At 68.3% G+C, this 7,058-nt stretch carries 5 protein-coding genes; 1 reads left to right on the top strand and 4 read right to left on the bottom strand.

Features of this window, described 5'->3' with window-relative positions:
- Window positions 1-31: 31 nt before the first annotated feature.
- From prpF to prpB, 4 genes are all read right to left on the bottom strand, one after another.
- Window positions 32-1,225 carry a 2-methylaconitate cis-trans isomerase PrpF gene (gene prpF, locus DPV74_RS12320; RefSeq protein WP_059693069.1) on the bottom strand — a complete coding sequence of 398 codons (1,194 nt, stop codon included), beginning with the start codon at window positions 1,223-1,225 and terminating at the stop codon, window positions 32-34.
- Between the two features lie 24 nt (window positions 1,226-1,249).
- Window positions 1,250-3,844, bottom strand: a complete 2,595-nt coding sequence (acnD, locus tag DPV74_RS12325; protein ID WP_119337275.1) for a Fe/S-dependent 2-methylisocitrate dehydratase AcnD — start codon at window positions 3,842-3,844, stop codon at window positions 1,250-1,252.
- An 82-nt stretch (window positions 3,845-3,926) separates the two neighbouring features.
- A complete protein-coding gene (prpC, locus tag DPV74_RS12330; protein WP_027790338.1) occupies window positions 3,927-5,099 on the bottom strand; it encodes a 2-methylcitrate synthase in 1,173 nt (390 codons plus the stop codon).
- A gap of 115 nt (window positions 5,100-5,214) precedes the next feature.
- Window positions 5,215-6,108 carry a methylisocitrate lyase gene (prpB, locus tag DPV74_RS12335; RefSeq protein ID WP_027790337.1) on the bottom strand — a complete coding sequence of 298 codons (894 nt, stop codon included), beginning with the start codon at window positions 6,106-6,108 and terminating at the stop codon, window positions 5,215-5,217.
- 170 nt (window positions 6,109-6,278) lie between these two features.
- Here prpB and DPV74_RS12340 point away from each other — a divergent pair.
- A partial coding sequence (locus DPV74_RS12340; protein ID WP_119337278.1) for a PrpR N-terminal domain-containing protein occupies window positions 6,279-7,058 on the top strand: 780 nt, incomplete at its 3' end.

Consider the following 7,058-nt stretch of genomic DNA (forward strand, 5'->3'; position numbering starts at 1 on the left):
CCCGCATCCGCGCCGATACCGCCGGCAACGATCAGAACGCGTCGCCCGGCACCCGCACCCAGCCTTCCATCAGCACGCGCGCGCTGCGGCTCATGATCGCCTTGGTGACGGTCCACTCGCCGTTCTCCTGCTGCTGCGCTTCCGCGCCGACGCGCAGCGTGCCCGACGGATGCCCGAAGCGCACCGCGTTGCGTTCGCCGCCGCCCGCCGCCAGGTTGACGAGCGTGCCGGGGATCGCCGCGGCCGTGCCGATCGCGACCGCCGCCGTGCCCATCATCGCGTGGTGCAGCTTGCCCATCGACATCGCGCGCACCAGCAGGTCGACGTCGCCCGCGTTCACGCGCTTGCCGCTCGACGCGACGTAATCGGCCGGCTTCGCGACGAACGCGATCTTCGGCGTATGCTGCCGCGTCGCGATTTCGTCGAGCGTGTCGATCAGGCCCATGCGCAGCGCGCCGTGCGCACGGATCGTCTCGAACTTCTCGAGCGCCTTCGCATCGCCGTTGATCGCGTCCTGCAGCTCGGTGCCCGTATAGCCGATCGCTTCCGCCTCGACGAAGATCGTCGGGATGCCCGCGTTGATCATCGTCGCCTTCAGCGTGCCGACGCCCGGCACCGCGAGATCGTCGACGAGATTGCCGGTCGGGAACATCGACCCGCCCGCGCCTTCCTCCTCGGCGGCCGGGTCCATGAATTCGAGCTGCACTTCCGCGGCCGGGAACGTGACGCCGTCCAGCTCGAAGTCGCCCGTCTCCTGCACCGCGCCGTTCACGATCGGCACGTGCGCCACGATCGTCTTGCCGATGTTCGCCTGCCAGATCCGCACGGTCGCGATGCCGTCGCGCGGCACGCGCGACGGATCGACGAGCCCGCCGCCGATCGCGAACGGGCCGACGGCCGCCGACAGGTTGCCGCAGTTGCCGGTCCAGTCGACGAACGCCTTGTCGATCGCGACCTGCCCGAACAGGTAGTCGACGTCGTGGCCGGGCCGCGTGCTCTTCGACACGATCACCGTCTTGCTGGTGGACGACGTCGCGCCGCCCATCCCGTCGATCTGCTTGCCGTACGGATCGGGGCTGCCGATCACGCGCAGCAGCAGCGCGTCGCGCGCGGCGCCCGGCGCCTGCGCGGCATCCGGCAGGTCCTGCAGCCGGAAGAACACACCCTTGCTGGTGCCGCCGCGGATATAGGTCGCGGGAACCCTGATTTGAGGAATGTGAGCCATGTCCGTGTTCTCTCCGTAGGCCCGTCAGGCCGCCTGCGACGATTCGAGGAAGTCCTGCGCGAAGCGCTGCAGCACGCCGCCCGCCTCGTAGATCGACACTTCCTCGGCCGTATCGAGCCGGCACGTCATCGGCACCTCGACGCGCTCGCCGTTCTTGCGGTGAATCACGAGCGTCAGGTCGGCTCGCGGCGTGCGCTCGCCGATCACGTCGAAGGTCTCGGTGCCGTCGATGCCGAGCGTCGTCCGGTTCGTGCCGGGCTTGAACTCGAGCGGCAGCACGCCCATCCCGATCAGGTTCGTGCGGTGGATCCGCTCGAAGCCTTCGGCGGCGATCGCCTCGACGCCCGCGAGCCGCACGCCCTTCGCGGCCCAGTCGCGCGACGAGCCCTGGCCGTAGTCGGCGCCGGCCACGACGATCAGCGGCTGCTTGCGATTCATGTACGTCTCGATCGCTTCCCACATCCGCATGACCTTGCCTTCCGGCTCGACGCGCGCGAGCGAGCCCTTCTTCACCACGCCGTCGACCACCGCCATCTCGTTGATCAGCGTCGGGTTCGCGAAGGTCGCGCGCTGCGCGGTCAGGTGGTCTCCCCGGTGCGTCGCGTACGAGTTGAAGTCTTCTTCCGGCAGGCCCATCTTCGCGAGGTATTCGCCGGCCGCGCTGTCGAGCAGGATCGCGTTCGACGGCGACAGGTGGTCGGTCGTGATGTTGTCGCCGAGCACCGCGAGCGGGCGCATGCCCTGCAGCGTGCGTTCGCCGGCCAGCGCACCTTCCCAGTATGGCGGACGGCGGATGTACGTGCTCTGCGGGCGCCAGTCGTACAGCGGCGCCGCGCGCTCGCCCGCATCGGCGCTGCGCGCGAACATCGGCTCGTAGACCTTGCGGAACTGCTCGGGCTTCACGCTCGACGCGACGATCGCATCGATCTCCTCGTCGGTCGGCCAGATGTCCTTCAGCGTGACGGGCTTGCCGTCCGGGTCGTGGCCGAGCGCGTCCTTCTCGATGTCGAAGCGGATCGTGCCGGCGATCGCATACGCGACGACGAGCGGCGGCGACGCGAGGAACGCCTGCTTCGCATACGGGTGGATGCGGCCGTCGAAGTTGCGGTTGCCGGACAGCACGGCCGTCGCGTACAGGTCGCGATCGACGATCTCCTGCTGGATCTTCGGGTCGAGCGCGCCCGACATCCCGTTGCAGGTCGTGCACGCGAACGCGACGATGCCGAAGCCGAGCTTCTCGAGTTCGGGCAGCAGGTTCGCTTCCTCCAGGTACAGCTCGACCGCCTTCGAGCCGGGCGCGAGCGAGCTCTTCACCCACGGCTTGCGCGTGAGGCCCTTCGCGTTCGCGTTGCGCGCGAGCAGGGCCGCGGCGATCACGTTGCGCGGGTTGCTGGTGTTCGTGCAGCTCGTGATCGCGGCGATGATCACCGCGCCGTCGGGCATCTCGCCCGTCTTCTCTTCCCACTGGCCGGCGATGCCGCGCGCAGCGAGGTCGGACGTCGGCAGCCGCTTGTGCGGGTTCGACGGGCCGGCCATGTTGCGCACCACGCTCGACAGGTCGAACGTCAGCGTGCGCTCGTACTGCGCATCGTTCAGCGTATCGGCCCACAGGCCCGCCGCCTTCGCGTAGGTCTCGACGAGCTTCACCTGCTCGTCGCTGCGGCCGGTGAGGCGCAGGTAGTCGGTCGTCTGGCCGTCGATGAAGAACATCGCGGCCGTCGCGCCGTATTCGGGCGCCATGTTCGAGATCGTCGCGCGATCGCCGAGCGTGAGGCTCGCCGCGCCTTCGCCACGGAATTCCAGATACGCGCCGACCACCTTTTCCTTGCGCAGGAACTCGGTCAGCGCGAGCACGATGTCGGTCGCGGTGATGCCGGGCTGGCGCTTGCCGGTCAGCTCGACGCCGACGATGTCGGGCAGGCGCATCCACGACGCGCGGCCCAGCATCACGTTCTCCGCTTCGAGACCGCCGACGCCGATCGCGATCACGCCGAGCGCGTCGACGTGCGGCGTGTGGCTGTCGGTGCCGACGCAGGTGTCCGGGTACGCGACGCCGTCCTGCGCCTGGATCACCGGCGACATCTTCTCGAGGTTGATCTGGTGCATGATGCCGTTGCCCGGCGGGATCACGTCGACGTTCTCGAACGCCTTCTTCGTCCACTCGATGAAGTGGAAGCGATCCTCGTTGCGGCGATCCTCGATCGCGCGGTTCTTCGCGAACGCATCCGGATCGAAGCCGCCGCACTCGACGGCGAGCGAATGGTCGACGATCAGCTGCACGGGCACGACCGGGTTCACCTTCGCCGGGTCGCCGCCGCCATCGGCGATCGCGTCGCGCAGGCCCGCGAGATCGACGAGCGCCGTCTGCCCGAGGATGTCGTGGCACACGACCCGCGCCGGGAACCACGGGAAGTCGCGTTCGCGCTTGCGCTCGATGATCTGCTTCAGCGAATCGGCGAGGATCGCCGGATCGCAACGGCGCACGAGGTTTTCGGCGAGCACGCGCGACGTGTACGGCAGCGTGTCGTAGGCGCCGGGCGCGATCGCGTCGACCGCGGCGCGCGCGTCGAAATAGTCCAGCGACGTGCCGGGCAGGGGTTTGCGGTTGGCGGTATTCATGATGTGGGGCGGAATTCGGGGTAAGACGTTCCGCGCGCGCCGGCGGCCCGCATCACGGGCGCCGGCGCGCGCGGCGGGCGTTTCAGCGCTTCTCGATCGGCACGAACTGCAGGTCTTCCGGACCGGTGTAGTTCGCGCTCGGGCGGATGATCTTGTTGTCGATGCGCTGCTCGATGATGTGCGCGCTCCAGCCCGACGTGCGCGAGATCACGAACAGCGGCGTGAACATCGCGGTCGGCACGCCCATCATGTGATACGACACCGCGCTGAACCAGTCGAGGTTCGGGAACATCTTCTTCGCTTCCCACATCACCGATTCGAGGCGCTCGGCGATGTTGTACAGCTTCAGGTCGCCCGCTTCCTTCGACAGCTTGTGCGCGACGCCCTTGATCACCTTGTTGCGCGGATCGGAGATCGTGTAGACCGGGTGGCCGAAGCCGATCACGACTTCCTTGTTCTCGACGCGGCGGCGGATATCGGCTTCGGCGTCGTCCGGCGAGCTGTAGCGGCTCTGGATTTCATATGCGACTTCGTTCGCGCCGCCGTGCTTCGGCCCGCGCAGCGCGCCGATCGCGCCGGTAATCGCCGAGTAGATGTCCGAGCCCGTGCCCGCGATCACGCGGCCGGTGAACGTCGACGCGTTGAATTCGTGCTCCGCGTACAGGATCAGCGACGTGTGCATCGCCTCGACCCACGACTTCGACGGCGTCTTGCCGTGCAGCAGGTGCAGGAAGTGGCCGCCGATCGAGTCGTCGTCGGTTTCCGTCTCGATGCGCTTGCCGTTGTGCGAGAAGTGATACCAGTACAGCAGCATCGAACCGAGCGATGCCATCAGGCGGTCGGCGATGTCGCGCGCGCCCGGCAGGTTGTGGTCGTCCTTCTCCGGCAGCACGGTGCCGAGCACCGACACGCCCGTGCGCATCACGTCCATCGGGTGCGCGGATGCCGGGATCTGCTCGAGCGCGGCCTTCAGCGCGTTCGGCAGGCCGCGCAGCGCGCGCAGCTTCGCCTTGTACGCGGCCAGTTCGGTCAGGTTCGGCAGCGTGCCGTGAACGAGCAGGTGCGCGATTTCCTCGAATTCGCACGACTCGGCGACGTCGAGAATGTCGTAGCCGCGATAGTGCAGGTCGTTGCCGGTCTTGCCGACCGTGCACAGCGCCGTGTTGCCGGCCGTCACGCCCGACAGCGCCACCGATTTCTTCGGCTTGAATGCGCCTGCGGCGGCCGGTGCTGCTGCGTCTTTCGTCTCGCTCATCTTTCCGTTCTCCAATATGTATCGTGGGTGTCATGTCCGCCGGGCGCGGCACGGGTGCGCGCGGCCCGGTTTCATGCAAGGCATGCCGGGAATCGTGCCCGGCGCGCGGGCCGCGTTACTTCTTGCCCTGCGCGAACAGCTCGTCGAGCTTGCGCTCGTATTCGTGATAGCCGAGGAAGTCGTACAGCTCGGCGCGCGTCTGCATCGTCGGCACGGCCGCCTTCTGCGTGCCGTCGCGGCGCAACGTCTCGTAGAAGTTCAGCGCGGCCTTGTTCATCGCGCGATACGCGCCGCAGCAGTACAGCGCGATGTCGACGTTCGCCTCGCGCAGCTCGTCGAGCGTGAACAGCGGCGTCGAGCCGAACTCGGTCAGGTTCGCGAGGATCGGCACCTTCACGGCCGCCTTGAAGCGGCGGTAGTCGTCGAGCGTCTTCATCGCTTCCGGGAAGATCATGTCCGCGCCGGCCTCGACATAGGCCACCGCGCGCTCGATCGCCGAATCGATCCCTTCGGCGGCGGCGGCGTCGGTGCGCGCCATGATCACGAATTGATCGTCGGTGCGCGCGTCGACCGCGGCCTTGATGCGATCGACCATTTCGTCGGCCGGCACGACTTCCTTGCCCGGACGGTGGCCGCAGCGCTTCTGGCCGACCTGGTCTTCCAGGTGCACGGCCGCGACGCCGGCCTTGATGAACGAGCGCACCGTGCGCGCGATGTTGAACGCGCCGCCCCAGCCCGTATCGATGTCGACCAGCAGCGGCAGGTCGGTCGCGTTGGTGATCCGGTTCGCGTCGATCAGCACGTCTTCCATCGTGCTGATGCCGAGGTCGGGGATTCCGAGCGAGTTCGCGGCGACGCCGCCGCCCGACAGGTACACGGCCTTGAAGCCGACGGCCTGCGCCATCTTGGCCGCGTACGCGGTGATCGCGCCGACCACCTGCAGCGGCTGCTCGGCCGCGACTGCCGCGCGGAATTTCGCGCCGGCGCTCTGAAGATGCGTGTTGCTCATGAACGGCCTCCTGATGGAATGCCCGATAACAGCAAGGACCGGGCCAGCTCGCGGAATGTCGCTAACCCTCTGATTCTTAAGCAACCGGCACGGGCGATGCCGCACCCGGCGATTTCAATTCAGCAATTTCATGTTTCAAAAATGAAATCGCGCGCGCATAATCGACCGTCATGGACCTCTCCTCGACCAAGCCCGTCGGCCCGGCGGATCGCGCGGCGCGCCCGCGCATCTGGGCGATGGGCATCAGCCGCCTGCGCGAACTCTTTCGCGAGATCGCCGGCGAATTCGACGAACGCGCCGACGTGCGCATCGTGACGCGCGCCTATGAGGATGCGCTCAGCGCGATCGCCGAGGCCGGCACCGCGCGGCCCGACGTGATCGTCGCGGCCGGCTCGAACGGCGGCTTCCTGAAGACGCGTGCGCAGGTGCCGGTGGTGGTCGTGTCGCCGACCGGCTTCGACGTGATGCAGGCGCTCGCGCGCGCCCGGCGCGACGCGTCGCGGATCGCGCTCGTCAGCGCAGGCGAAACGCCGCCCGAAGTGCGCCGCTTCGTCGCCGCATACGGCCTCGACGTGCAGTTTGCGTCATATCAGTCCGCGCAGGAAGCGGAAGCCTGCGTGCACGAGCTGCGCGACCGCGGCATCGAGACGATCGTCGGCCCCGGCCTCGTCACCGATCTCGCCGCCAGCGCCGGCATGGGCGCGGTGTTCCTGTATTCGCACGCGTCGGTGCGCAAGGCCGTCGAGACGGCGCTCGAAGTCGCGTACGCGACGCATGCCGAGGCGTTCCGCCGCCAGCGGCTCGACAACCTGCTCCAGCACCTGCGCGACGGCGTGGTCGCGCTCGACGCGCGCGGCCGCGTGGAGGCGATCAACGAGCGGCTCGCGTCGGCGCTCGGGGTCGAACCCGCGGCGGCCGTCGGCCGCGCGCTCGTCGACCTGCGGCCCGAG

This window comes from Burkholderia sp. HAN2018, assembly GCF_024704855.1.
GTDB lineage: Bacteria > Pseudomonadota > Gammaproteobacteria > Burkholderiales > Burkholderiaceae > Burkholderia > Burkholderia cepacia.

What these genes read in the sequence shown, in the direction of transcription:
- prpC (WP_027790338.1), bottom strand. Translation starts at nt 5,099, where the DNA reads ATGAGCGAGACGAAAGACGCAGCAGCACCGGCCGCCGCAGGCGCATTC.
- acnD (WP_119337275.1), bottom strand. Translation starts at nt 3,844, where the DNA reads ATGAATACCGCCAACCGCAAACCCCTGCCCGGCACGTCGCTGGACTAT.
- prpF (WP_059693069.1), bottom strand. Translation starts at nt 1,225, where the DNA reads ATGGCTCACATTCCTCAAATCAGGGTTCCCGCGACCTATATCCGCGGC.
- prpB (WP_027790337.1), bottom strand. Translation starts at nt 6,108, where the DNA reads ATGAGCAACACGCATCTTCAGAGCGCCGGCGCGAAATTCCGCGCGGCA.